This window comes from Paludibacterium purpuratum (genome assembly GCF_004363805.1).
GTDB lineage: Bacteria > Pseudomonadota > Gammaproteobacteria > Burkholderiales > Chromobacteriaceae > Paludibacterium > Paludibacterium purpuratum.
The window spans coordinates 123,505-149,561 of sequence record NZ_SNZP01000002.1; the positions used below are offsets into that span (position 1 = coordinate 123,505).

Sequence of the window (26,057 nt, forward strand, 5' to 3'; positions counted from 1 at the left end):
AGCCGTTTGGCCCTAGGCTCGCAAGGAAATCCAGTCGAGCCAGGCGGTGGGTAGCAAACGCTTGAGATACCAGAACAGCCGCGTCGGGAAGGTCACGCGGTAGCGTGCGGCCGGACGGCGGGCATTGAGCGCACGCCAGACCGCTTCGGTCACGGCGTCCGGCCCGAGGGTAAAGGGCGTCGCCGCACCTTCCTTGCGCAGACGCGCCAGCTGTCCCTGGTAAGCTTGGCAATGTGCGCTGTTCTCATGATCCACGCGCGCCAGGAAATGCTGTAGCGCATTATCGCGAAAGCGCGAGCTGATCGGCCCGGGCTCGATCAGCGTCACGTGCACGCCGCTGCCTGCCAGCTCTTGTCGCAGGGTATCGCACAGGCCCTCGATGGCATATTTGCTGGCATTGTACGCCGCACGGTAGCGCATCGCGGCGAAACCAAGGATCGAGCTATTGAACAGAATGCGACCGCCGCCCTGCCGGCGCATGATCGGCAGCAACAGGCGGGTCAGCTCCCAGGCGCCGAACAGATTGGTCTCGAACTGCGCGCGCAACGCATCGCGGTCGATGTCCTCGGCGGCTCCGGGTTGGCCGTATCCAGCGTTGTTGAATAGCGCATCGAGCCGGCCGCCGGCCTCGGCCAGGGCGGCTTCTACGCCCAGCCGCACCGACTCGGCATCGGCGACGTCGATCTGCAGGCAGGTCAAGCCTTCCGCCCGTAAGCGCATGACGTCCTCCTCGCGCCGACAGCTGGCCAACACATGCCAGCCGCGGGCCTGCAACGTCTTGGCGCAGTGATAACCTATGCCACTGGAACAACCGGTAATCAGAATGGTTTTTTTCATGGGGAGCGTAGATTTTCGTCAACAAGAGCGCCGACGAGCGGTCGGCGATTTTTGACCGATTATGAGCGTAGAGGCATCATCCTGGCCAGCCCGCCCCTGCGGCCACCGCAAGAGCAGGCGGATTTTGACAAGAAATAATACCGATATCATATTAGACTTCAGTTCATTCGCGAGGATGCCACATGATCCGACTGTTCCCGTTATGGGCCATTTTGCTGTCGACCGTGGCCTATTTCTTTCCGGCGCACTTCACGCCGATCCTGCCGCATACCGGCCTGATGCTCGGCATCATCATGTTTGGCATGGGCCTGACGCTGACCGCCGCGGACTTCCGCCGCGTATTGCAACGCCCCGCGCCGGTCTTGGCTGGCCTCGGCCTCCATTACCTGGTGATGCCGCTGGCCGCCTGGGCGTTGGCGCGCGGCTTCCAGCTGCCCCCGCAATTGACTGCCGGCATGGTGCTGGTCGGTAGCGTGGCCAGCGGCACCGCCTCCAACGTCATCATTTACTTGGCCGGCGGCGACGTGGCGCTGTCGGTCACGATTTCGGCGCTATCGACACTGGCAGGGGTGTTCGCCACCCCGCTGCTGACCCGGCTCTATATCGACGCCTCGATCAAGGTGGACGAAATCGGCATGTTCGTCGGCATCCTGCAGGTGGTGATCCTGCCGATCGCGCTCGGCGTACTGGCGCACCGTTTCGCAGCGCCGTTGGTGCGCCGCGTCGAAGGCGCGCTACCGCTCTTGTCGATGACCGCCATCGTGCTACTGATCGCCGCCATCGTCGCCGGCAGTCAACGACATATCGCCACCGTCGGCCCGTTGATCATGTTGGCCGTCATACTGCACAACGCCATCGGCCTCATCTGCGGCTATTGGGGCGCGCGGCTATTGGGCTTCGACGAGTCGGTATGCCGCACGCTGGCCATCGAGGTCGGCATGCAAAACTCGGGGCTGGCGGCACAACTGGGCAAGACCTATTTCTCGGTATTGGCCGCCCTTCCTGGCGCCTTGTTCTCGGTCTGGCACAACCTGTCCGGCTCGCTTCTGGCGGGCTACTGGCGCACCCGGCCGGCGCGCCCGGCCATGGTCGCCGATACCAGAGGATAAAAGTCATCGTTGTTATCTGGCACTGCTCAGTGGATGAGCATAAAATATGCCGTTTCCCATCCGTGCCTGGCACCGATGGGACCTACACATTCGCGCACAAGGGATCCCCGCATGGCCAAATCCGCCAAGACGCCGGAGAGCTTCGAATCGGCCTTGGCCGAACTGGAAAGCATCATTCAGGCGATGGAGGGCGGCGAAATGCCGCTCGATGGCGCACTGACCGCCTACAAAGACGGTATCGAGCTGCTCAAGTTCTGCCAGGGTAAACTGTCGGACGCCGAGAATCAGCTCAAGGTGCTGGAAGAAGGCCAACTCAAGCCGCTGGAGCTAAAAAATGGCGGCTGATCCGTTCCTCGGCTGGATGACCGACATCCAGCAGCAGATCGAGCGCACGCTGGAGACGCTTCTGCCGCAAACCGCCAGCGCGCCTTGCGACCTGCACCAGGCCATGCGCTACGCCACGCTGGAAGGCGGCAAGCGCGTCCGGCCGCTACTGGTTTGCGCCGCGGGCGAGCTCACCGGTGCGCGTCAGGACAACCTGCTACGCATCGGTTCGGCAGTGGAAATGATCCATGCCTATTCGTTGGTGCACGACGATATGCCGTGCATGGACAACGATGTCCTACGTCGCGGCAAGCCCACCTGCCATATCGCTTTCGGCGAAGCCAACGCGCTCTTGGTCGGCGATGCCCTGCAGGCGCGGGCCTTCGAACTGCTGGCCACACCGCTGGAGGGGGTGGAAGCCACGGCGCAGTTGGCCATGCTCGCCACCCTGGGGCACGCCTCGGGTCATGCCGGCATGGTCGGCGGCCAGGCGATCGACCTGGATAGCGTGGGTCGACAGTTGACATTGCCGGAACTGGAATACATGCACATGCTGAAAACCGGCGCACTGATTCGCGCGTCGGTACTGCTCGGCGCCCGCGCGGGCCGTGTACTGGATGCCGACCGGCAAGCACGCCTCGACCACTTCGCCAAGTGCATCGGCCTAGCCTTCCAGGTCGTCGACGACGTGCTCGACTGCGAAGCCGACACCAACACGCTAGGCAAGACCGCCGGCAAAGACGCCGCCAACGACAAGCCGACCTATGTCAGCTTGATGGGCTTCTCAGAAGCCAAGCGCTTTGCGTGCGAACTGCGCGACGACGCCTTCGCCGCACTCGAAGACTTCGGCCCGGACGCGCAACGCCTCAGGGCGCTGGCCGACTACGTCGTCGCCCGCTCGTTCTAACGCATTCGGATTGATCGAACATGTACCCGTTGCTTGACACCATCGATACCCCTGCCGACCTTAAGAAGCTGTCGCGCCAGCAACTGCCGCAGTTAGCCAGCGAACTGCGCGCCTTCTTATTGGAATCGGTCAGCAAGACCGGCGGCCACCTGGCCTCCAACCTTGGCAGCATCGAGCTGACCATCGCGCTGCATTATGTGTTCGACACGCCCAACGACCGGCTGGTCTGGGATGTCGGCCATCAGACCTACCCGCACAAGATCCTGACCGACCGCAAGGCCCGCATGCATACCATGCGTCAGCAAGGCGGACTGGCCGGGTTCCCCAAACGCGAAGAGTCCGAATACGACACTTTCGGCGTCGGCCACTCGTCGACCTCGATCGGCGCGGCGCTCGGCATGGCGGTCGCCGCCAAGCAGCAAGGCATCGATCGCAAGAGCATCGCTGTTATTGGCGACGGCGCGATGACCGCCGGCATGGCTTTCGAAGCACTCAACAACGCCGGCGACATGGATGTCGATCTGCTGGTGGTGCTCAACGACAACGATATGTCGATCTCGCCCAACGTCGGCGCGCTCAATCACTACTTCTCCAAGCTGCTGTCCGGCCGCTTCTACTCCGCGATGCGCAGCGGGTCGAGCAAGGTGCTCGGCATGGTACCGCCGATGAAGGAAATCGCCAGCAAGGTGGAAGAACACGTCAAGGGCATGTTCACGCCGGGCACGCTGTTCGAGGAGTTCGGCTTCAACTATCTCGGTCCGATCGACGGTCACGACCTCTCCGCACTGGTCGATATGCTCGGCAACATCAAGAATTTGCATGGTCCGCAGTTCCTGCACATCGTCACCAAGAAGGGACAGGGCTACAAACTGGCGGAGAACGACCCGGTCGCCTATCACGGCGTGACCCGGTTCGATCCGGCCAACGGCCTGGCCGGCGGCAAGAAGGATGGCAAACCGGCCTACACCCAGATCTTCGGCGACTGGCTGTGCGATATGGCGGCGCTCGATAAGCGGCTGGTCGGCATTACGCCTGCCATGCGCGAGGGTTCCGGCCTGGTGCGTTTCGCCAAGGAATACCCCGAGCGCTACTTCGACGTGGGCATCGCCGAACAGCATGCGGTCACCTTTGCCGCCGGCTTGGCTTGCGACGGCATCAAGCCTGTGGTGGCCATTTACTCGACCTTCCTGCAGCGCGCCTACGATCAACTGATCCACGACGTGGCGCTACAAAACCTGCCGGTGGTGTTCGCCATCGACCGCGCCGGTCTGGTCGGTGCCGACGGCCCGACACATGCCGGCGCATTCGACATCTCCTACCTGCGCTGCATCCCCAACATCACGGTGATGACGCCATCGGACGAGAACGAGTGCCGCCAACTGCTCTACACCGCCTACAGCCTGGACACGCCAAGTGCCGTGCGCTACCCGCGCGGCACTGGCCCAGGCACGCCCATCGACAGCGTGATGCGCGCCCTCCCCATCGGCCGCGGCGTTTTGCGGCGCGAAGGCCTGGGGCGCGTGGCCATTCTGGCGTTCGGTAGCATGGTCGCCCCGGCGCTGGCCGCGGCAGAGGGCATGGACGCCAGCGTCGCCGACATGCGCTTCGTCAAGCCGCTGGATCGCGCGTTGATCGCGCAACTGGCAGCGCGCCACGACCTGGTGGTCACCGTGGAGGAGAACGCTATCATGGGCGGCGCCGGCTCGGCCTGCGCCGAAGCCATGGCGGAACTGGGGCTGAATAAACCGGTACTGCAACTCGGGCTGCCAGATTGCTATATTGAACATGGCGACCCGGCCGTTCTGCTCGCCGGTTGCGGCCTCGACGCCAACGGCATCGCCACCGCCATCCAGAAGCGGCTCGAGACACTCTAAAAAAATCAACCATGCTGACCGCCGGCACCGACCGGCGGCGCATCGCGGGGGAGAAGGCAATGGGCGGTTTCGACCTGTCGGGCTGGTTCAACCTCAAGGGCACGAGCTTCGAGTCGCTCCCCATCATCCTGATCAGCCTGGGTATCGGCCTACTGGTCGGCATCGAACGCGAGCGAAAACGGCATGTGATGGCCGGCATCCGCACCTTTCCGCTCGGCGCGCTGCTCGGCACCCTGTGCGCGCTGATCGGCCAACATCTGAACGCGCCGGCCTTTCCGATCGCCGGCTTGCTGGTTCTGGCCTCCTTCGGATTCCTGCCCGGCGTGCACAGCGTCGACGACAGCAGCGACCCGCACACCACGACCATCGCCGCCTTCCTAGTCACATACTGCCTGGGCGTCATGGTCGCCTATGGCTACGCGCCACTGGCGGTCGCCAGCGCAATTCTGGTCACCGGCCTGTTGTACCTGAAGCCGGAGCTGACCGGCATCATGCAAAAACTGGAGCGGCGCGATCTGTACTCGCTGCTGCAGTTCGGCGCGTTGAGCTTCATTATCCTGCCGCTTCTACCCAATCGCGCCATTGGCCCTTACGCCGCACTCAACCCGCATAACGTCTGGTTGATGGTGGTCATGATCGTTGGTCTGGGCCAAGTCGGTTACTTATCGGTTCGGCTGTTCGGCGATCGGGTCGGCGCCCCGCTCTTGGGTGTACTGGGCGGCCTGGTTTCATCCACCGTCACCAGTCTGATCTACTCTCGCCAGGTACGCGCCGACCCCGGCGCCGAGCAGCGCGCCAGTACCGTCATCCAGTTGGCCAATTTGGTGCTGAATCTGCGCATGATGTTGTTCACCGCCGCGTTGGCACCGGCGGCGCTGCCCGCTGTCGGACTGGTCATGGCACCCGGGCTGTTACTCGGATTGGCGCTCACCTTGGCGCGTCACCATCGAGGGAAAGGCCAGGAAGGCCAGCAGAAGATCGCCCTAACCAACCCGGCCGACCTCAAACTGGCATTGAGTTTCGCCGCCGCCTTCGCCGTGATTCTGGTCTGCTCCGCCTGGCTGAACGCCGAGTTCGGCCGCTCAGGCGTCTATACCGTGGCGGTGATCTCCGGCGCCAACGAGGTCGACGCCATCGTGCTGACCGTGCTCAACCTGTTCGCTCAGCAGCGTTTCGAGGCCGTACCGTGCGCGACTGCCATTGCGCTGGCGGTCGGTGCCAATGCGCTATTCAAGATCGGCTTGATTTTTTCGCTGGGCGGCAAGCCGCTGGCGTTGCGCTGCTTGCCCACCTTCGTCTCGATCTTCGCCGGACTGACGCTGGGCACTCTGGCGCTGCACATGGGATGGCTCTCGTAGGGCGCGTTGGCGAAGCAACGCGCCATTCCGACACCAGTCAGACCCCCGGCGGCAGGGTTTCGTCGCCGCGCAGCCAGTAGACGAACAGGGTATAACCGACCGCGAGCAATGTCGGGCCGATGAACAGGCCGATCATGCCCCAAGCCAGCAGGCCGCCGATGACGCCGATGAAGATCAGCGACAACGGGAGCTTGGCGCCTTGGCTAATCACCATCGGCTTGATGAAATTGTCGATGGTATTGACCAGCAGGAAACCCCACAGCGCCAGAAACAGCGCCAGGCCGTTGTGCCCGGTATAGAAGACCCATGCCGCGGCCGGCAGCCATACCAGCAGCGTCGGCAATTGCGCCACCGCCAGCATGAAGCACAGAAAGCCCAATACCACCGGTGCCGGTACGCCGGCGATCACCAGACCGATCACGCACAGCAGCGTCTGAACCAGCGCGGTACCGATGACGCCGGTGGTCACGCCGCGGATGGTGCGCGATACCACTTCCGGCAGTTCGGTCGCCGGCGCGCCCCCCAGCTTCACGATGGTATTCTCGGCCACGCGCCAGGCGTGCTCGCCATTGATCAGCAGCAGTCCGGCCACGACCAGCGCCAGAACGATCTCCAATAGGCTCAGCGCCAGTTGCGCGCCATAGGACAGCGACCATAGCGCGCCGCGGTTGATGGCCGGCATCAACTTGCCGAGCATTGCCGGCAGGTCGCTTTGCGCCCCGCGCCAGATCTGGCCCAGCGGTTCGCCAATGGCCGGTAGCGATAGCAGCCAGGCAGGCGGATCGGGCAGATGATAGCCGGTCAGCCCGCGCGCCACCTGGCTGAGAAACGGCCACAGATCGCTCAGCGACAGGATCATCAGCGCGATCGGTGCCGCGATGGCCAGTGCGATGGCGCCGATCATCACCAGCGCCGCCAGCTGCCTGCGATTGCCTAGCTTCAACACCAGCCAGTTGTAGCCCGGCCAGACCGAAACGGCGATGATCACCGCCCAGATCAAGGCACCGAGAAACGGCTGGATGATGCGATAGCAGGCAAACACCAGCAACAACACCACTGCCACGCGCATCACGCCCATGACACTCACATTCGACAAACCCTTGGCAAGCATCGATTCTCCTCGGGGGATTCCATGATCGTTGACGCCGGCGTCAGCCGGCCGATTGCACCACCGCCAACCGGCGCTTCAGTGCCGCGGCATCGATATAACCGATAATCCGGTCGCGCTCGTGCCCACTGGCATCGAACAGGATGATACCCGGTGGGCCGTACAGGCCGAAGCGGCTTAGCAGGCCGGCATGCGCGGCACTGTTTTGCGTGACATCGGCGCGCAGCAGGGTGAAACCGGTTAGTTGGGCGCGCAAGCCGGCATCGCGCCAAGTAGTGTCATCCATTTCCTTGCAACTGACACACCAGTCGGCATAGAAATCGAGAATCGCCGGCCGTCCCGACTGCGCACCAAGTTGCCGATCCAGCGCCTGCACATCGCCGACCGGTACGAACGGCGGCAGTTCGGCCGCGGCTTCGGCCGGCCGCCCCATCAACCAGGACAGCGGATAACGCGGATCCTTCTCGCCGGCCAAGGCGCCGAACAACTCGGCCGCGCCGACCAGGAAAAGCACCAACCCCAACGCCTTGCCCAGGCGCGCCAGGCCATGCGCGTTGGGCGACAGCCCGTCGAAAGCCCGCAGGAACACCGCCGAGCCGACGAGCAGCATGCCCCACAACGCCAACACCGCCCCGCCAGGCAGGAACGGCGCAGCCATCGAGATCGCCGCAGCCAGCATGACCACGCCGAACACCGATTTGACCGCATTCATCCAGCGGCCGGCGCGCGGCAGCACATGACCGCCGAAGGTGCCGATCAACAGCAGCGGCAATCCAAGTCCGAGAGCCATCAGGTACAACGCCAATCCGCCGAGCCAGGCATCGCCCGTGCTGCCAATATAGCCGAGCGCCAGCGCCAACGGCGGCGCCACGCACGGGCCGATGATCAGCGCAGACACCGCCCCCATCAGTGCAACCGACAGCAGCCGCCCACCCGGCAGGCGGTTGGCCGATGCCGCCAGGCGCGACTGCAGCGCCGAGGGCAGTTGAATGGAGAACAGGCCAAACATCGACAGCGCCAACAGCACCATCAGCGCACTGGCCGTCAGCACCACCTCCGGCCGCTGCAGCCAGACGGTCAAGAGCGCCCCGGTCAACCCGGCGACGACGCCTACGGCAGTATAGGTCAGCGCCAGCCCCTGAACGTAGGCGAAGGCCAGGGAGAAGCCGCGGCGGCGCGTCAACGTCGCGCCCTGTCCGGCAATCAGCGAAGTCAGGATCGGCAGCAACGGATACATACAGGCGGTGAACGCCATGCCGATGCCGGCGGCAAAAAAAGCAAGAAGCGTCAGCGGTAAGGTTTGGGCCGGCGCGCCCGCGGGCGTCGGCGCCGCCCCTTGCCAGGCGGTGGTCCAAGCCCCGGCGGCCCCCTCACCCACGATCAGCTTACGCGTATAGGGCGGATAGCAGACGCCGACTTTGGCGCACCCCTGCAACCGCACCGATAGGGAAAAACGCTCGGGCGCCCCCGGCTTGAGCGGAACGACAATACGGTTCTGATGCTCGAAAATCACCTGGGTACCGAAATACGGGTCGTTCTTGACCGTGCCGGCGGGAAAACGCACGGGCTCCAGCAGGCCGGCCGGGTCGCTGGCGAGCTGCATGCGGTCGCGGTAGACGTAATAACCATCGGCGACATTCAGAGTCAGAATCAGTTGATCGCCCGCACGCTGCACCGAAGTGGCGAACGCCTTCTCCGGCCGCAACAGATCGTTTGGAGACAATGCCGCCGCCGGGCGGCACACCAGGATCAGCGACAGCAGGATCAGCGGGACGAACCAGAAAAGATGACGGTATTTCATGCAGGGCCTTTTATCGAAGAGCGGCCGGAATGGACTGATTCTGCACCGAGCGGTTCCCTGACAACCATTTCCGATGCTTTCATGACAATGACAAATTCCGTTACTATGTCAAACGTTTGATACATACACTGTAGACTATGACAGACCACCTCTATTTTGCCCATGCAAACAGCTTCCCCGCCAGTGTTTATCACAAAATGCTGGGTGCGCTGTCAGAGCACTACACCGTCAGCTACACCGATTGCATCGGCCACGACCCTGCGTACCCGATCACCGACTGCTGGCCACGCCTGGTGGATCAAACCATCGCCTCCGTCGAACGACTAGGGGTGGGGCCGGTCTGGGCGGTGGGGCATTCGCTGGGCGGCATTCTGGTGCTATACGCCGCCGTGCGCCGACCCGATCTATTCAAGGGCCTCGCGATCTTGGATTCGCCGCTGTTTTCCCGCTGGCGCGCCCTGACTATCTGGTTCGCCAAGCGCGCCGGCTTCATCGACCGAATCACCCCCGGTGGCAATACACTCAAACGCCGCAACTGCTGGGCCTCGACCGAGATGGTGCACGAATACTTCGGCCGCAAACCGATGTTCGCCCGCTTCGATCCCGATTGCCTGTGGGACTACGCGCGCCACGGTACCGTGGACGATGGCCAGGGCGGACGGCAACTGAAATTTCACCCGACGATCGAGCACCGCATCTACGTCACCCTGCCGCACGACATCGCCCATTGCGCAGACAACAACCGCGTGCCGGGCATTTATCTCGCCGCCGGCGAGCACCCGGTGCTCACCGCCCGCGATCAGCACTATGTGCGCGATCGGCTCGGCCTGACTGTCGGTAGCCATCCCGGCAGTCACCTGTTTCCTCTAGAACAACCGCTGAGCACGGCCGAACGAATTCGCCTCGCCTTCACTGCCATAGAGACGGGGGCAGGCGTCGACACTAGCACAGACCGCCCGAAATAGAGCAAGCCAGGACAAAAATCGAGCGCTTTGGCACAATAATACATTCTGGCACGGCATAGACTGGCTGTACGACCTCAACCGGAGACCAAAATGAAATACCCCTTGCTGCTCGCTACGCTGCTCGCCCTGCCTTTGAGCGCCCAGGCAGAACGTTTCGTCCTCGAGAGTAACGCCTTGTCCAATGGCAAAACGCTCAGCCAGGCACAAGTATTCAATGGCTTTGGCTGCCACGGCGACAACCAGTCGCCGCAGCTAAGCTGGCATGGCGCGCCGGCCAACACCCGCAGCTTCGCCGTGACGGTTTACGACCCGGATGCGCCCACCGGCAGCGGCTGGTGGCACTGGACGGTGTTCGACCTGCCGGCCGACACTCAAGCGCTGGCGGCCGGCGCCGGCAATCCGGGCGGCGCACTGCCGACCGGCGCGCACCAAGGGCGCACCGATTTCGGCACGCAGGGCTTCGGCGGCGCCTGCCCGCCGGTAGGCGATAAACCGCACCGCTACCAATTCACCGTCTGGGCACTGGATGTCGACAAGCTGGGGGTGGATGAAAACGCCAGCGGCGCGATGGTCGGCTTTTTCCTGCGCGCACACGCCTTGGCATCGACGTCCATTACCGCGCGCTACGGACGCTAAATCGCATGCAGGCCGCCGTCTATCGGGAAATTCGCGTATCGCGCGGCCAAGTGGCCGCGCGCCGGATGCAAGTTCTGCACAGAGTGTCGATCCTGACGCCGGCACTCTGCCATGTCCGACATGGCTGCAAACAGGTGCAATGGCAAGGACGCATCCAACAGGCGGGGGCCGGGCAATTAGTCCTCATGCCCGCCGGCGTTGAACTGGGGGTAATCAACCAGCCGGGACCGCAAGGCTATCTGGCCGACCTGGTCTCGCTACCCGAGGATTGGCTGCAACACTTTCGACAGCGACTCGGCGCATCGCTACCCGTCCAGCGACCGAACGGTCTGTGCGTCGAACTCGATGCGCATAGCGCCGGCGCCTGGGCGCTTCTGCTCGCCGCGCTGGCGACCGACGCCCCGGCGCCGCTCTTACAACATCACGTCGAAGGTGTGCTGCTGGCGTTGGCGCTGGCAGGCAACGCCGCCTGGCTCTTGCGCGGACGCGACGACGCGCTCAGTGCACGCATCCAGCAACTATTGCTACAAAACCCGGCAGCCGACTGGGAGGCGGCCGGCGTGGCGCAGCAATTGCATCTCGGCACCTCCACGCTACGCCGCCATCTGGCGCGCGAAGGCCGGCAATTCCGCGACATTCTCGACGAAGTCCGTATGAATCACGCGCTGCAGGCGCTGCAAAGTTCACGCCTACCTATCGGCGAGATCGCCGCGCAAAGCGGCTATGCCTCCGCCTCGCGCTTTGCCGTGCGCTTCCGCCAGCGCTTCGGCCTATCGCCGCGCGACTTACGCCAAACCGTATAGCTTAGCGGTTTGGTGCGTTGCTTCGCGAACGCACCCTACGGCCGGGCAGTTAAAGCAGCTCCACCGCCATCGCCGTGGCTTCGCCGCCACCGATGCACAGACTGGCCACGCCGCGTCGGCCGCCAGTCTGCATCAGCGCCGAGATCAGCGTCACCAGAATGCGCGCGCCGGAAGCGCCGATCGGGTGCCCCAGTGCGCAGGCGCCGCCGCGAATATTGAGCTTGGCATGCGGCAGATCCAATTCGCGCATGGCCGCCAGCGCCACCACCGCGAACGCCTCGTTCACCTCGAACAAGTCCACCTCGCCCACCGACCAGCCGATGCGTGCCAGCAGCTTTTTCATCGCGCCGACCGGTGCGGTGGTGAACCAGGCAGGCGCCTGAGCGTGCGTGGCGTGGCCGACGATGCGCGCCAGCGGTTTGAGTCCGCGGCGCACCGCCTCGCCTTGCGACATCAGCACCAGCGCCGCCGCACCGTCGGAGATCGAACTGGCATTGGCCGCCGTGACGGTGCCGTCTTTCTGGAAAGCCGGTTTGAGCAGCGGGATCTTGTCCGCCCGCGCTTTAAGCGGCTGTTCGTCCTGCACCACCGGCTTATCGTCGCCGACCGTCACGATTTCGGCGGCGAACGCACCGCTCTGGATCGCAGTTTGCGCGCGCGCCAGCGACTCCAGCGCATAAGCATCCTGTTCGGCACGGCTAAAGCCGTAGTGCGCCGCGCATTGCTCGGCGAACACCCCCATCAGCTGGCCCTTGTCGTAGGCGTCCTCCAGCCCGTCGAGAAACATATGGTCCTTCAGTTCGCCATGACCGAGACGTAGGCCGGTGCGTGCCTTGGGTATCAAGTAGGGTGCGCGGCTCATGCTCTCCATACCGCCGGCCACCATCACGCTGGCCGAGCCGGCGCATAACTGATCGTGCGCCAGCATCACCGCCTTCATACCCGAGCCGCACATCTTGTTGATGGTCAGGCAGGCCGTCGCCTCGGGCAGCCCGCCCTTGAGCGCCGCCTGGCGCGCCGGAGCCTGCCCCTGCCCCGCCCCGAGCACATTGCCCATGATGACCTCCTCGACGCTATCGGCGCTCAAACCGGCGCGCGCCACCGCGGCACGGATCGCCGCGGCGCCCAGTTCGCCGGCGGATAAATGAGCAAGATCGCCCTGCAAGCCGGCGATCGGGGTGCGCGCCATACCGACAATTACGATTGCATCGTCATGCATTACCGTGCTCCTTCAATTGGTGGGTGATATTGCCATGCATCGATCATAGACTTAATTGACGTTAACGTAAACGTTACGCTATGGTTAGCGCATCAGCACCAGCACAAGGAACCGCCCGATGAAGCTAGAACGCATCGCCGTTGTCGGCGCCGGCACCATGGGCCACGGCATAGCCCAGGTCCTGGCCGCCAGCGGCTGTCAAGTCGCCCTGACCGACGTCTCTGCCAGTGCCGTCGACACCGCACTGAGCAAGATCGCCGCCAGCCTGGAACGTTTTTGCCAAAAAGGGGCGATCAGCCAAGCGGACAAAACCGCCACCCTCGACCGCCTGTACCCGGCCGGTGCACTGTCGGAATTGGCCGATCGCCAGATCGTGATCGAGGCCGCCAGCGAGAACGAGGCCATCAAGCGGCAAATCTTCCAGGATCTCGACCACCATTGCCCGCCGGACACTATTCTGGCCTCCAACACCTCGTCGATTCCGCTGACCCGCATCGCGGCTTGGACCCGACGCCCGGCACAGGTGATCGGCATGCATTTCATGAATCCGGTACCGCTGATGCCGCTCGTGGAGGTCATACGCGGCCTAGCCACCTCGGATGCCGTCTGGCAAGCGGTGATGACGCTGGCTCGCCAGGCGGGCAAGACGCCGGTGACGGTCATGGACGCACCGGGTTTCGTCTCCAACCGAATCCTGATGCCGATGATCAACGAGGCGGCATTCGCACTGTACGAGCGCGTCGCCAACGCGGAAGACATCGACACCGTCATGAAGCTCGGCATGAACCACCCGATGGGCCCGTTGGCATTGGCCGACTTGATCGGCCTCGACACTTGCCTCTCGATCATGGACGTGCTTTACCGCGAATTCCGTGACAGCAAATACCGCGCCTGCCCACTCCTGACGCAAATGGTTGCCGCCGGACGGCTTGGCAAGAAGAGCGGACAGGGCTTCTACATCTACTGAACGGAGACCGCTCATGGACTTTGCCCTCAACGAGGATCAGTGCGCCTTCCAGGACGCCGCACGCCGTTTCGCCCGCGAGGAACTGGCGCCCAAGGCCGCTCAATGGGATGAACAGGAACACTTCCCGCTCGAAACGATCCGTCAGGCAGCCGATCTGGGCTTTTGCGGCTTATACGTGCCGGAACGCTTCGGCGGACTGGGGCTTGGCCGTTTGGACGCCGCCATCGTGTTCGAAGAACTGGCCGCCGGCTGTACCGCCACCGCCGCCTACCTGACCATCCACAATATGGTGACCTGGATGGTGGCGAGCTTCGCCCAAGAGGCAGTAGCCCAACGCTGGGCTCCAAAAATGGTGAGCGGCGAACTGCTCGGCAGTTACTGCCTGACCGAGCCGAACGCCGGCTCAGACGCGGCCTCGCTACAAACGCGCGCCGAGCGCGTCGATGGCGGCTATCGCCTCAGCGGTTCGAAGATGTTCATTTCCGGCGCCGGCAGCACCGAAGTGTTGGTGGTCATGGCACGTAGCGGCGGCCCGGGCGCCGGTGGCATCTCGGCCTTTCTCGTGCCCGCCGATGCTGACGGCATTCTCTATGGCAAAAAAGAACGTAAAATGGGTTGGTGTAGCCAGCCGACGCGTACCATCGCCTTCGATCAGGTATCGATCCCGGCGGAAAACTTGCTGGGCCGAGAAGGCGAAGGTTTCAAACTGGCGATGCGCGGCCTGGACGGCGGCCGCATCAATATCGGCGCCTGCGCTATCGGCTGCGCCCAGGCGGCATTGAATGCCGCCGCCGGCTATGTCGCGGAGCGACGTCAGTTCGGGCAGCCATTGGCCGAGATGCAAAGCGTGCAGTTCCGCCTGGCGGACATGTTGACCGAACTGGTGGCAGCGCGACAAATGGTACGGCTGGCGGCCTGGCAATTGGATCAGGCTAGCCGCGACGCCAGCGCTTATTGCGCCATGGCCAAGCGCTTCGCGACCGATGTCGGCTTCAAGGTGGCCAATGAAGCGTTGCAATTATTCGGCGGCTACGGTTATCTCAAGGACTTCCCGCTGGAACGTCATGTACGCGATGCGCGCGTGCATCAGATCCTGGAAGGCACCAACGAAATCATGCGGCTGATCATTGCCCGCAAACTGTTGAGCGACGGCGCGCTCGACCAACTGCGTTAGGAGAACGTCATGTCCGACACCCTGAAACTGGAGCGTACCGGCCACACGGCAGTGCTATACCTGGACAACCCGCCGGCCAACACCTTCACCCGCGACAATCTGGTGGCGCTGAAACAGTTGCTTCACCAACTGGCGGCCGAGGGCGATATCTACGCACTGGTCATCACCGGCAGCGGCAGTAAATTCTTCTCGGCCGGCGCCGATCTCAAGCAATTCGCCAGCGGCGACAAAGCGCTGGCGCAGACACTGGCGATCCTGTTCGGCGAAGCCTTCGAGGCCTTGTCCGCTTTCCGCGGCCTGACCATCGCCGCCATCAACGGCTACGCCATGGGCGGCGGACTGGAATGCGCATTGGCCTGCGACCTGCGCATTGCCGAAGAACAGGCGCTGCTCGCGCTACCGGAAGCCAGCGTGGGTCTGCTACCCTGTGCCGGCGGCACGCAAAACCTACCCTGGTTGGTGGGCGAAGGCTGGGCCAAGCGCATGGTCCTATGCGGAGAGCGCGTCGATGCGGCAACCGCCTTGCGCATCGGCTTGATCGAACAGATGGTGCCAACGGGCCAGGCCCTTGCCGCCGCGATGAAACTGGCAGAGCAAGCGGCGCGCCAGTCGCCCACGTCGCTGATCGCCTGCAAGACACTGATTCAGTCGGGACGCCACCACCCGATCGCCAGCAATCTGGTGCGCGAACGCGAAGCCTTCGCACGCTTATTCGATAGCGAGAACCAGCGCGAGGGCGTCAATGCCTTCCTGGAAAAACGCAGTCCACAATGGAAAAAAGCATGAATCCGGTCGAGTTCGCCACCCTGCCCTGCGGCCAAGGACACAGCGTCGGGCTAGCCACCCTCAATAGCGAAAAGACGCTCAATGCGTTGACGCTACCGATGATCCGCGCACTCGACGCGCAGTTGATCGCCTGGGAGCAAGACCCGAGCATCGTCTGCGTCGTATTGTGCGGCGCCGGCGACAAGGCGTTCTGCGCCGGCGGCGACGTGCGCGCCTTACGCGCAGCGCTAGTGGAAGACCCGCGGCCGGCGCCGCATCCGGTCGCCCAGACTTTTTTCAGCGAAGAATACACGCTTGACTACCGCATCCACTGCTATCGTAAACCGCTGATCGTCTGGGGCGGCGGCATCGTCATGGGCGGCGGGCTCGGCCTCATGGCCGGCGCCAGCCACCGCGTGTTGACCGGTGCAAGCCGCATCGCCATGCCGGAAATCACCATCGGCCTCTATCCGGATGTCGGCGGCAGCTGGTTTTTGTCGCGCATGCCGGCACGCATCGGCCTGTACCTGGCCCTGACCGGCGCGCCGCTCAACGCCGCCGACGCACTCTTGCTCAACCTGGGCGATCACATCCTGGCGCCGGGCGCCTTCGAAGCCATGCTCGACCGGCTATGCGACTGGCACTGGCCGGCCGACCCGCGAGAACACGCAACCAGCGTCAGCCAGTTGCTGGGCTCGATGGAAGATCACACTGCGCTCGACAGCCCTGTGAAGCGTCATTTCGACACCATCCGCCGCTTGATGAATCAAGGCTCCCTCACCGATGTGGTACACGCCATCGAATGTGCCGCCTTCGACGACCCCTGGCTCGCCCGCGCTCGCGAGGGCATCCTGCACGGCTGCCCGACCACCGCGGCGCTGTCGTGGGAAATCGAACGCCGCACCGCACACCAATCGTTGGCGGATGTCCTGCGCATGGAGCTGACCCTATCGGTCAACATCTGTGCTCGCACGGACTTCATCGAGGGCGTGCGCGCGCTACTGGTGGACAAGGATCGGCAGCCGAAGTGGTCGCGCGGCTGGGGCGAGCTCGATCATGCCTGGATCGACAGCCATTTCGATTCGCCGTGGCCCGAGGGTGCCCACCCGCTGGCGGGGTTGGGCATCTAGGGTCTGTGACCCCGGGTACCACGCCCGGGGATTGGCCACCCCACTACATCGGGGGCGCGATTTGGCATTCGAGCCCATATGTGGCATGCTTCGCCCAAGTGAGGAGCTTGCTCGCCGCACTATGCCGACGCTTGCCGTCTCCCCATGTATCCGCATCTTACCCGCGCCATGCCGGCACCCTTGCAACCGGGAAGGGAGAGGTGCATTCAGGTTCATGATCCTGAGGTATCCCTTCTATGGCCATTTCCGGAAGTGAATTGGGCATCATTGCCCGCTTGTTGCATAGCCTGCGCGCCGAAAGGCCGCGCCGGCCCCGAGTCGTCTGCTTGGGCTACCCGGACATCCTGGCCGATGCCGGCACCTTTGCCAATCTTGGGCTGGGTATCTCGTGGGACAAAGTCGCCAAGCGCGAGGACAGCCAGGCGGCTTGGCAGGCTCACGGGCTCGACATGGCGGACACCGGCATGTGCGAGGCCGCCTCGTTGTTCGAGCAGATGAACAGCGAATTATGGATCGTTTCCGACCAGTCGCTCGCCTGCCCGCACATTGTGCACGACATGAACTATCCGATTGCCGGCGCATTACGGCGCCAGCTCGGCGAAGTCGACATGATCATCGATCCCGGCATGCTATCGGCCCAATTCAATATCGCCCAGGGCTTCCAGAACATCGACCTCCTGCTATCCAGGCAGGGGATCGTCTATCATCAGTCGACGGTTGTCGCGCCTAATCAGACTTTCTGGGGCATCAGCCCGACGGCCTTCTACGACTTCTACGAGCCGCGCGGTTATATTCTCGGCATTCCCTGCCTATGGGCGACCCAACGGGACGCGCGTGGGTTTGAGCCGGTATTGCAAGAAGCCAACCCCTTCGAAACCTACCCGCAGTATCCCCCGAACCTTTTCGGATCGTTCATTTTCCGCAAAGGCGTTCGTGCGATGCATGACCTCAGATTCCCGATTCAGCGGTGCTATTCGGGCAGGCCGACCAACATTCAATTGGCAGATTTCATTGCCGATGCCATACCGCCGTCGCATGTGATCCGCCTTCCGCGCAATTAGCAAAATTGTTATCGCAAAGATTTTAATGGAGAGCCGACATGGCCCTATTGGTGACTGAACTGCGCGTGCTGGAATATTTCATCCAGCGGATCAAAGACGAGAAACAAAGACAGCCCCGCGTTCTGGCCTTGGGCTATCCCACCTTTCTGGCATTGCCCGAGTATTTTACCGAGCTGGGTATATCGGTCGACTGGCGGGGGGTGAAACAGCTGGCGAATAGTGCCGGTACCTGGCAGGGGCACGGATGGCACGACGTCGCCGATCAACCCATGCTCGAAACGCGCAGTTTGTTTGAAAACCTGGGTTGTGAATTTGTCGCCGTCGATGCCATTACCTGGGGCGGGGAGGATTTCATCCTCGACTTGAACTTGCCGATCGACGAGGCCACGCTCACCGCACTCGGCAAGTTCGATCTGATCCTGGATCCGGGCACCGTCGAACACTGTTTCAATGTCGCCCAGGTCTTCCACAGCATCGATCAATTACTGGACGAGGGCGGCTTCGTGTTCCACCAGGTGGCGGTGGCTTTTCCGAATCATGGCCACTGGAACATGAGCCCGATTGCGCTCTTCGCCTTCTATCATCATCGTCAATATGCGCTTGGCCAGCCGTATGTATGGAGCGGCTCGTTGTATCCGCGCATCCCGGTGTTCCATCGCATCCACCCCGGCGGTCTGTTCACCGGTTACCCCGCGCCGTTGATCGGCGCCCTCAGTTTCCGCAAAACCGTACACCAGACGACAGATTGCGGCTTCCCGTCGCTGCAAGGAATTCAGTCGGTGATCAATGAATTGCCGCTGGAAGACTGGTGCCGGACGGCCCTACCCGCCACCCACTGCGTGGATTGAAATTGGTGGCGGGCAGTCCTCTGCGATTGGTGCGTTGCTGCGCGAACGCACCCTACCCAAACTGCCGTAGGGTGGATTCGCCCGCCAAACACACTATAAGTTGCGCAGCAACGCCGCCATCAAGGCCGGCCCCGCGCCCAGCGTCATGATCGACTCGGGATGGAACTGCACCGCCGCCAACGGCAGCGTACTGTGCTCGATGGCCATCACGATCCCGTCGTCGGTCTCGGCGCACACCCGCAGGCAATCAGGAAGCGTAGCACGCTCGGCATAGAGCGAGTGGTAACGCCCTACTTCGAAGCGCTCCGGCAAATCTGCCAGCAGCCGACCACCCAAATTGCGCACCATCGATGCTTTGCCATGCACCGGCAGCGGCAATTGCCCCAAACGGCCGCCGAAGTATTCGACCATGCCTTGCAACCCCAAGCAGACGCCGAACGTCGGAATCGACAGACCAATCAATATCTCGAGCGAATGGCGCATAGAGAAGTCATCCGGCCGCCCGGGGCCTGGCGAAAGGAGCGCCAGATCGGGGCGCAGGCCGGCAGCCAGCCGCTCGCGTGCAAGTTCGGCGCGCAAGGTGACGACCTCGGCGCCTTCGGCGCGCAGATAGCCTGCCAGAGTGTGCACAAAGGAGTCTTCATGATCGATCAACAGCACATGCCGGCCGCGCGCAGGCAAGGCGGTGCCCGCCGCCATCGCTGCTGGCGCCTGCGCACTGATAGCCGCGCGCTGTGCCGAGGCCTTGAGGCGACACTCGGCGTCCTCCGAGGCGGCGTCGCTATCGAACAATAGCGTGGCGCCGGCGCGTACCTCGGCAATACCGTCCTTCATGCGCACGGTGCGCAGGGTCAGGCCGGTATTCATATTGCCGTCGAAGCTCAAGCGTCCGATGGCGCCACCGTACCAGCGGCGGGGCGAATGTTCGTGTTGCTCGATGAATGAGATAGCAGAACGCTTGGGCGCGCCGGTGACGGTAACCGCCCAGGCGTGACTGAGAAAACCGTCGAGCGCGTCGAACTCGGCACGCAGCACGCCTTCGACATGATCGACGGTATGAATCAAGCGCGAGTACATCTCGATTTGACGCCGGCCGATCACCCGTACCGAGCCGGGCTCGCATACGCGCGATTTGTCGTTGCGGTCGACGTCGGTGCACATGGTCAGTTCGGATTCGTCCTTGGCGGAGTTAAGCAGGGTCAGGATCTGCCGCGCATCCGCCAATGCATCCCCCCCTCGGGCAATGGTTCCGCTGATCGGGCAGGTCTCGATACGTCGGCCTTCGACGCGCACGAACATCTCGGGCGACGCCGCCACCAAGAACTCCCCTTCTCCCAGATTGATCAGCGCGCCATAAGGCGCCGGGTTGCTGTGCTGCAATCGGCGGAAGACATCGCTGGGCGTATCGGCGCAAGGTTCGGCGAACAACTGCCCCAGCACCACCTCGAACAGGTCGCCGCGTGCGAAAGCCTGCCGAGCGCGCTCGACCTGCGCCACGTATTCGCCGGGCGCATGATCGCAATCGGCCGGCGGCTGCGATAGCTCTGTACGGTATGGGGCCGGCGAGCCGTCGCGCGGCAAACCGTGCGTTGCCGCGCCATCCAGGCGGAAGTCGTAGCGAAGCCTGCGCGCACGCTGTTGCATATGGTCGACCAACAGTAGCTCGTCCGGCAGATATAGCACCAGATCGCGCTGATCCGAGGCACGCTCGAGCCGTAGCGCCATCGGTTCGAACTGGAACACCAAGTCGTAACCGAAGGCCCCGTACAGACCGAGGTCGCGGTCCTCGTCGCTGGCAAACAAGGCACTCAGTGCTCGCACTAGGGAAAAGGCAGACGGTTGTCGGCTGCGTTCCTCCTCGCTGAAGTCGGCATCGCGCTCTACGATGCGCCCGCTGAAGGCGGTGTCGTTCAACGAAGTCTCGACCAATTCGTCGGCCTCGGCCAACCGCGCCGCCAGCACGGGCAGCAGCGCCTGGCCACGCCCATTGAGGGCCGCGAGACTGAAATCGCGCCCGCGCGTGGTCAGCGCGAGCGGCGGGTCGACGAAACCCATATCCCAGCGGGTATAACGGCCCGGAAATTCGAAGCGCGAGGAAAACCACACGCCGCGCCGTGCGTTCAGGCTATCGATCAGCGTTTGGCCAGCTTGCGGGTAAGCGCACTCGATGGTTTCGCGTTCAATCTCGATACCACCCCGGGTTAAATAAATATCGCGCTGCATGGGTTTCTCCGAATGCTTGCGCTCGGCGTTTCTGGCGGAGGGAACAGATAAGACAAAGCCGCTCGAAACTTCCGAGCGGCGAGGTTTGAAAAGACACGTTCGGCCGCTCGATCAGTCGAGCCGCCACCAGCCGTATGTGTAAAAGGTCGTGTCCATGCAGGTCAATCTAACAGCCGCTCCGGCGGCAAGCAAGCGATTATTCCCTAACATCCCTTTCGGTCAGGGAACTGCAGCGTGAAAGCCGGCCCAGAGCAGGCCCAGCCACTCCCGCAAGGCCGTCCAGCACTGCTGCATGGAGAGACCCGACGGCAGCCATGCACGTAATTCCAGATCCCGGGCATCGCTAAAAGAACCGGTCGGCGCGGGCAACACTTCGAAGCCCTGTCGTTTGAACAGCAGTGTCGCGCGGCGCAGGTGCCAGGCGTTCGAAACCAGCGCAATGCGTTTCACGCCGGCGGCGCGCAGTAACGGCGCGCTGTAAATGGCATTTTCTTCCGTGGTATTCGAAGCGCGTTCGACCCAGCGCACGCGCACGCCATAATCGCGCGCCAAGGTACGCGCCATGATGTCGCCTTCCGCTTCGCCGCCAAACGGCGCGCCGCCGGTCACCAAGAGCGGCCGGCCAGTCTCGCGCGCCAGCCAGGCGGCGTAACGAACACGGATCAGACTGTCAGGCTTCAGTTCCTCGTCGCCGAACTCGGGCGCCAGCTCTTTGCCACCGCCCAATACGACGACCGCCTGCACCGACTGCAAGGCATCCACGGCGGGAACCACCGGTTCCAGCGGCCGGGTCAGCCACCAGGCCATCTGCGGCGTGGACAGCAGATAACACAGCAACAGCGCCAGCAGCACCGGCCCGCGCCGGTTCAACCACAGCCCGAGCAAGGCCAGCCAGATAAAACACATCGGCGGCAGTAAAAAAGCCCCGACGGCCTGATGCACCAGGACGACGGGGCTGAACGCTGCGCTCATTGCTACTCGCCGAGGTAGGCGTTGCGCACACGCTCATCGTCGAGCAGCGCACGCGCATCCCCACCCAATGTGATCTTGCCGCTCTCCATGACATAACCGCGCTGACTGACTTCCAATGCCAGACGCGCGTTCTGTTCCACCAGCAGCATGGTAACGCCCTCGGCGGCCACCATCTGGATGATTTCGAAGATCTTTTGCACGATGATCGGCGCCAGCCCCATCGACGGCTCGTCCAACAGTAATAGCTTAGGTTTGGACAACATGGCGCGTCCCATCGCCACCATCTGTTGTTCGCCGCCGGACAGGGTGCCGGCCAGCTGCCGGCAACGCTCTTTCAAGCGCGGGAACAGGTCGTAGATCCTGACCAGTTCATCCTGGATCTGCGCCGTGTCGTTGCGGGCATAGGCACCCATCAACAGGTTTTCTTCCACCGTGAGCTTGGGGAAGATGCCTCGGCCTTCCGGCACCATGGCCAAGCCATGGCGCACGAAGTCGTGCGAATGGATGCTAGCGGCATCCTTGCCATCGAATTGGATACTGCCGCTGGCTTTCTTCACCATGCCGACCAAGGTCTTGAGCGTGGTGGTCTTACCGGCGCCGTTGGCGCCGATGAGCGTCACCAGTTCGCCCTGGTCGATATGGAAGTCGATGCCCTTGACGGCCTGGATGCCGCCATAGGCCACTTGCAGATTTTTAACGTCCAAGAGACTCATTCGTGTGCCACTCCCAGATAGGCTTCGATCACCTTCGGGTCTTTACGCACCGTTTCGGGCACGCCCTCTGCGATTCGTTTGCCGTAATCGAGTACAGCGATGCGGTCGCACAATCCCATCACCAGCTTTACGTCATGTTCGATCAGCAGAATGGTGACGCCGCCGTCGCGGATCTTGCTCATCAGATGCTTGAGGTCGTCGGTCTCGCGCGGGTTCATGCCGGCGGCAGGCTCGTCGAGCGCCAACAGCTTCGGCTCGGTGGCCAGGGCACGGGCGATCTCCAACCGGCGCTGATGGCCATAGGACAGGTTGCGTGCCAGATCGTCCGCCACATCGGTAATGCCGACGTACTCCAACAGTTCCCAGGCCTTCTCGCGAATGGCCGCCTCCTCGGCACGGGTACGCGGATCGCGCAGCACGGCGCCAAGCGCCCCGGCACGGCTCTTGATGTGACGGCCGACCATCACATTCTCCAACGCGGTCATTTCCGAGAACAGACGAATGTTCTGGAAGGTACGCGCGATCCCGGCCGCCACCACTTTGTGCGGCTTGGCGCGAAACAGATCGTGCCCGTCGAAGGTGAAGGAGCCCTCGTCCGGCATGTAAAGCCCGGTCAGCACGTTGAACAAGGTGGTCTTGCCGGCGCCGTTGGGGCCGATCAGACCGTAGATGGCCCCCTTGGGGATCTCCAGATTGACGCCGGAGAGTGCTTGCAGGCCGCCGAATCGCTTGTTGATGCCTTCAATTTTCAGCAAAACTTCCGCCATGATTTACCCCTTCTGCGCCCGGGCCTTGGCCTTGGCATCGGAAAACTCGAGTGCGCGCCGCTTGGACGGCCACATCCCGGCCGGACGAACCAGCATCATCACCACCAGCGCCAGGCCGAACAGCAGCTGGCGCGCATTTTCCGGGTCGACGATCATGCGTCCGAAGGTACTCATCTGCATCGGGCCGATGGTATCGCGCAGGATTTCCGGCGCAATCGTCAGCACGACGGCCCCCAGTACGACACCGGGGATGTGGCCCATGCCGCCGAGCACCACCATGGCCAGAATCATGATCGATTCCATCAGGCCGAACGATTCCGGCGAGATAAAGCCCTGGAAGGAGGCGAACAAACCGCCGGCGATGCCGCCGGACAAGGCGCCGAGCGCGAAGGCCAACAGCTTGATGTTGCGGATGTTGATGCCCATGGCGGCGGCGGCGATATCGTCTTCGCGCAGCGCCACCCAGGCGCGGCCGATGCGAGAGCGCTGCAACCGTGTGGCCAGGATCACCACCAGCACCGACAATGCCAAGAACAGGTAGTAGTGCAGATAAACCACCGGCAGGCTCAGACTGCCGATTTCCATCGTCTTGCCCAACGTCAGACCGCCCAGATGGATCGGGTCGATCAGGTTGACGCCTTGCGGACCGTTGGTGATGTTGACCGGCTGATTCAGGTTGTTCATGAAGATACGGATGATCTCGCCGAACCCCAGAGTGACGATCGCCAGATAGTCGCCCTTGAGCCGCAGCACCGGCGTACCGAGCAGCAAGCCGAAACAGGCGGCGCACACCGCACCGAGCGGAATGGTGATGTAAAACGGCAGGTGGAGGCCGAACTGCGGCGAGCTGAGCAAACCGTAGGTATAGGCGCCGACGGCATAGAAGGCGATATAGCCCATGTCGAGCAGACCGGCGAAGCCGACAACGATGTTCAGCCCCAGAGCCAGCATGATGTACAGCAGCGCGAAGTCGATGATGCGCACCCAGGAATTCCCCAGGAACCCGCCCACCAGGAAGGGCTGCGCGGCAAGCAGAAACGCGCTTACCAAGTAGATGCCCAGTTTGCCGCGAAGAGTCGAATTGGTCATGGTGTTCTCCTGATCAGGCACGGTCGGCCAGCTTTTCGCCCAGCAAACCGCTTGGCCGGAAGATCAGCACCAGGATCAGCACCACGAAGGCGAAGACATCCTGATAGTTGCTGCCGAGGAAACCGCCGGTCAGATCGCCGATATAGCCGGCGCCCAGGCTTTCGATGATACCGAGCAGAATGCCGCCGCAAACGGCGCCGCCCAGGTTGCCGATACCACCCAGTACCGCGGCGGTAAACGCCTTCATCCCGATCATATAGCCCATGTAGTAGTGCGCTTGATCGTAGTTGGTGGCCACCATGACCCCGGCGACCGCGCCGAGGCCAGAGCCGATGACGAAGGTGGCGGAGATGATGCTATTGACGTTGACCCCCATCAGCCCGGCGACGGCCGGATTCTGACTGGTGGCACGCATGGCGCGGCCAAGCTTGGTCTTTTCCACCATCGTCAACAAACCGACCATGATCAGCAGGCACAAAGCGATAATGACAATCTGCAGCTTAGTGATGCTGGCGCCCAGGAAGGTAATGACGTCATGGTTGAGGATCGGCGGGAACGGGATGTAATTACGCCCCCAGATCAGGATCGCCACCTGCTGCAAGCTAATGGACAAGCCGATGGCGGTGATGAGCGGCGCCAGTCTCGGCGCGCCCCGCAGCGGCCGGTAGGCAATCCGCTCGATGGTGAAACCGATCAGCATGCACGCGGGAATGGCGATCAAGAGACCGATGATCACCAAGAGCGGCCCCGGCAAGGATACGCCGGCACCGACCAATGCGCTGATAACGGTAATGGTGACCATGGCGCCGAACATCACCACTTCGCCGTGGGCGAAGTTGATCAGGCCCATGATCCCGTACACCATGGTGTAACCGAGGGCAATGAGGGCGTAAATACTGCCCACCACCAGCCCGTTGAGGATCTGTTGCAGAAAAATGTCCACGAGGGAGATCTCCTTATTCTATTTATCCCGGCGGCAGACGCGGTTGTGCCCCGTCTTCCGGCATAGACGCATGCCGAGCTACGCGGAGGGCTTTTTTTCCCGTTGGCCTTTCCCGCGAGGCGGCGGCATTGCTACGCCGGTACCGCATGCTGTCGATTATTGTGTTCTGTCCGACAGTCGTTCGGATTATGCTTGCGGGCTCGATAAACTGTCAATCTTAACAATTGGTTAAATGGCACATTTTTCGAAACTATTTTATTTATTCTCAAGCCATTGAATTTATTGCATTTTCATCAACAAAAAACAACAAACACCCTGTAGATTTGTATATCAGAAAGGGTTGATATGAAGCCTTTTCCCTCGTATGAAAATGTCTGCATTTTGTTGACAAATGAACAATTACCCGTCTAGTCGACACCGTTTCTTCCCACTCGTTTTCGAAAATGAAAATCAACGCCAGCGCT

Annotated in this window: 24 protein-coding genes; 14 read left to right on the forward strand and 10 right to left on the reverse strand. The window is 62.6% G+C overall.

The genetic code is table 11. The features are described 5' to 3' along the window. Window positions 1-12 precede the first annotated feature (12 nt). On the reverse strand, window positions 13-837 hold the full coding sequence (locus DFP86_RS02555; RefSeq protein ID WP_133678440.1) for an SDR family oxidoreductase: 825 nt from the start codon (window positions 835-837) through the stop codon (window positions 13-15). Between the two features lie 182 nt (window positions 838-1,019). Here DFP86_RS02555 and panS point away from each other — a divergent pair, with 182 nt between their 5' ends. The 5 genes from panS to DFP86_RS02580 all read left to right on the forward strand — a co-directional run bounded on the left by panS (window position 1,020) and on the right by DFP86_RS02580 (window position 6,409). Next, on the forward strand, window positions 1,020-1,946 hold the full coding sequence (gene panS, locus DFP86_RS02560; RefSeq protein WP_133678441.1) for a ketopantoate/pantoate/pantothenate transporter PanS: 927 nt from the start codon (window positions 1,020-1,022) through the stop codon (window positions 1,944-1,946). Between the two features lie 111 nt (window positions 1,947-2,057). Further along, the gene (locus tag DFP86_RS02565; protein ID WP_133678442.1) at window positions 2,058-2,291 is read left to right on the forward strand and encodes an exodeoxyribonuclease VII small subunit; all 234 of its coding nucleotides are present in this window, start codon (window positions 2,058-2,060) and stop codon (window positions 2,289-2,291) included. Further along, window positions 2,281-3,177 carry a polyprenyl synthetase family protein gene (locus tag DFP86_RS02570; RefSeq protein ID WP_133678443.1) on the forward strand — a complete coding sequence of 299 codons (897 nt, stop codon included), beginning with the start codon at window positions 2,281-2,283 and terminating at the stop codon, window positions 3,175-3,177. Before DFP86_RS02565 ends, DFP86_RS02570 begins: the two co-directional genes overlap by 11 nt. A 20-nt stretch (window positions 3,178-3,197) precedes the next feature. After that, entirely contained in the window at window positions 3,198-5,051 is a 1,854-nt protein-coding gene (gene dxs, locus DFP86_RS02575; protein WP_133678444.1) for a 1-deoxy-D-xylulose-5-phosphate synthase, read from the forward strand. 11 nt (window positions 5,052-5,062) lie between these two features. Further along, on the forward strand, window positions 5,063-6,409 hold the full coding sequence (locus DFP86_RS02580) for an MgtC/SapB family protein (protein ID WP_243729286.1): 1,347 nt from the start codon (window positions 5,063-5,065) through the stop codon (window positions 6,407-6,409). A 37-nt stretch (window positions 6,410-6,446) separates the two neighbouring features. Here the strand turns inward: DFP86_RS02580 and DFP86_RS02585 are convergent, their stop codons facing one another. After that, window positions 6,447-7,520 (reverse strand): AI-2E family transporter, encoded by a 1,074-nt coding sequence (locus tag DFP86_RS02585; RefSeq protein WP_133678445.1) that lies wholly within the window; start codon window positions 7,518-7,520, stop codon window positions 6,447-6,449. Window positions 7,521-7,560: 40 nt separating this feature from the next. Then, window positions 7,561-9,318 (reverse strand): protein-disulfide reductase DsbD, encoded by a 1,758-nt coding sequence (dsbD, locus tag DFP86_RS02590; RefSeq protein ID WP_133678446.1) that lies wholly within the window; start codon window positions 9,316-9,318, stop codon window positions 7,561-7,563. 137 nt (window positions 9,319-9,455) lie between these two features. Here dsbD and DFP86_RS02595 point away from each other — a divergent pair, with 137 nt between their 5' ends. The 3 genes from DFP86_RS02595 (at window position 9,456) to DFP86_RS02605 (ending at window position 11,722) form a co-directional block, all read left to right on the forward strand. Next, window positions 9,456-10,283: an alpha/beta fold hydrolase gene (locus DFP86_RS02595; protein ID WP_133678447.1), complete on the forward strand. Its 828-nt coding sequence runs from the start codon at window positions 9,456-9,458 to the stop codon at window positions 10,281-10,283. 90 nt (window positions 10,284-10,373) lie between these two features. Beyond that, entirely contained in the window at window positions 10,374-10,919 is a 546-nt protein-coding gene (locus DFP86_RS02600) for a YbhB/YbcL family Raf kinase inhibitor-like protein (RefSeq protein ID WP_133678448.1), read from the forward strand. Between the two features lie 5 nt (window positions 10,920-10,924). Further along, window positions 10,925-11,722: a helix-turn-helix transcriptional regulator gene (locus DFP86_RS02605; RefSeq protein WP_133678449.1), complete on the forward strand. Its 798-nt coding sequence runs from the start codon at window positions 10,925-10,927 to the stop codon at window positions 11,720-11,722. Window positions 11,723-11,771: 49 nt separating this feature from the next. Here DFP86_RS02605 and DFP86_RS02610 read toward each other — a convergent pair whose 3' ends face one another. After that, window positions 11,772-12,941, reverse strand: a complete 1,170-nt coding sequence (locus DFP86_RS02610) for an acetyl-CoA C-acyltransferase (protein WP_133678450.1) — start codon at window positions 12,939-12,941, stop codon at window positions 11,772-11,774. 118 nt (window positions 12,942-13,059) lie between these two features. Here DFP86_RS02610 and DFP86_RS02615 point away from each other — a divergent pair, with 118 nt between their 5' ends. The 6 genes from DFP86_RS02615 (at window position 13,060) to DFP86_RS02640 (ending at window position 18,886) form a co-directional block, all read left to right on the forward strand. Next, the gene (locus DFP86_RS02615) at window positions 13,060-13,908 is read left to right on the forward strand and encodes a 3-hydroxybutyryl-CoA dehydrogenase (protein ID WP_133678451.1); all 849 of its coding nucleotides are present in this window, start codon (window positions 13,060-13,062) and stop codon (window positions 13,906-13,908) included. A 13-nt stretch (window positions 13,909-13,921) separates the two neighbouring features. Beyond that, window positions 13,922-15,082, forward strand: coding sequence for an acyl-CoA dehydrogenase family protein (locus DFP86_RS02620; RefSeq protein ID WP_133678452.1), 1,161 nt, complete (start codon window positions 13,922-13,924; stop codon window positions 15,080-15,082). A 9-nt stretch (window positions 15,083-15,091) separates the two neighbouring features. Continuing rightward, window positions 15,092-15,868, forward strand: a complete 777-nt coding sequence (locus tag DFP86_RS02625; protein WP_133678453.1) for an enoyl-CoA hydratase — start codon at window positions 15,092-15,094, stop codon at window positions 15,866-15,868. Next, window positions 15,865-16,977, forward strand: a complete 1,113-nt coding sequence (locus DFP86_RS02630; protein ID WP_133678454.1) for an enoyl-CoA hydratase/isomerase family protein — start codon at window positions 15,865-15,867, stop codon at window positions 16,975-16,977. Before DFP86_RS02625 ends, DFP86_RS02630 begins: the two co-directional genes overlap by 4 nt. A 236-nt stretch (window positions 16,978-17,213) precedes the next feature. Further along, window positions 17,214-18,038 carry a hypothetical protein gene (locus tag DFP86_RS02635; protein ID WP_133678455.1) on the forward strand — a complete coding sequence of 275 codons (825 nt, stop codon included), beginning with the start codon at window positions 17,214-17,216 and terminating at the stop codon, window positions 18,036-18,038. A gap of 38 nt (window positions 18,039-18,076) precedes the next feature. Next, window positions 18,077-18,886, forward strand: a complete 810-nt coding sequence (locus tag DFP86_RS02640; protein ID WP_133678456.1) for a class I SAM-dependent methyltransferase — start codon at window positions 18,077-18,079, stop codon at window positions 18,884-18,886. Window positions 18,887-18,979: 93 nt separating this feature from the next. Here the strand turns inward: DFP86_RS02640 and DFP86_RS02645 are convergent, their stop codons facing one another. The 6 genes from DFP86_RS02645 to DFP86_RS02670 all read right to left on the reverse strand — a co-directional run bounded on the left by DFP86_RS02645 (window position 18,980) and on the right by DFP86_RS02670 (window position 25,593). After that, on the reverse strand, window positions 18,980-21,109 hold the full coding sequence (locus DFP86_RS02645; RefSeq protein ID WP_133678457.1) for an anthranilate synthase component I: 2,130 nt from the start codon (window positions 21,107-21,109) through the stop codon (window positions 18,980-18,982). Window positions 21,110-21,328: 219 nt separating this feature from the next. Next, a complete protein-coding gene (locus DFP86_RS02650; RefSeq protein WP_133678458.1) occupies window positions 21,329-22,081 on the reverse strand; it encodes a YdcF family protein in 753 nt (250 codons plus the stop codon). 2 nt (window positions 22,082-22,083) lie between these two features. Next, window positions 22,084-22,794 (reverse strand): ABC transporter ATP-binding protein, encoded by a 711-nt coding sequence (locus DFP86_RS02655; protein ID WP_133678459.1) that lies wholly within the window; start codon window positions 22,792-22,794, stop codon window positions 22,084-22,086. After that, the gene (locus tag DFP86_RS02660; protein ID WP_133678460.1) at window positions 22,791-23,561 is read right to left on the reverse strand and encodes an ABC transporter ATP-binding protein; all 771 of its coding nucleotides are present in this window, start codon (window positions 23,559-23,561) and stop codon (window positions 22,791-22,793) included. Before DFP86_RS02660 ends, DFP86_RS02655 begins: the two co-directional genes overlap by 4 nt. Before the next feature lie 3 nt (window positions 23,562-23,564). Then, window positions 23,565-24,650, reverse strand: coding sequence for an ABC transporter permease subunit (locus DFP86_RS02665; RefSeq protein WP_133678461.1), 1,086 nt, complete (start codon window positions 24,648-24,650; stop codon window positions 23,565-23,567). Window positions 24,651-24,663: 13 nt separating this feature from the next. Then, window positions 24,664-25,593, reverse strand: a complete 930-nt coding sequence (locus DFP86_RS02670; protein ID WP_133678462.1) for a branched-chain amino acid ABC transporter permease — start codon at window positions 25,591-25,593, stop codon at window positions 24,664-24,666. Window positions 25,594-26,057: the final 464 nt, after the last annotated feature.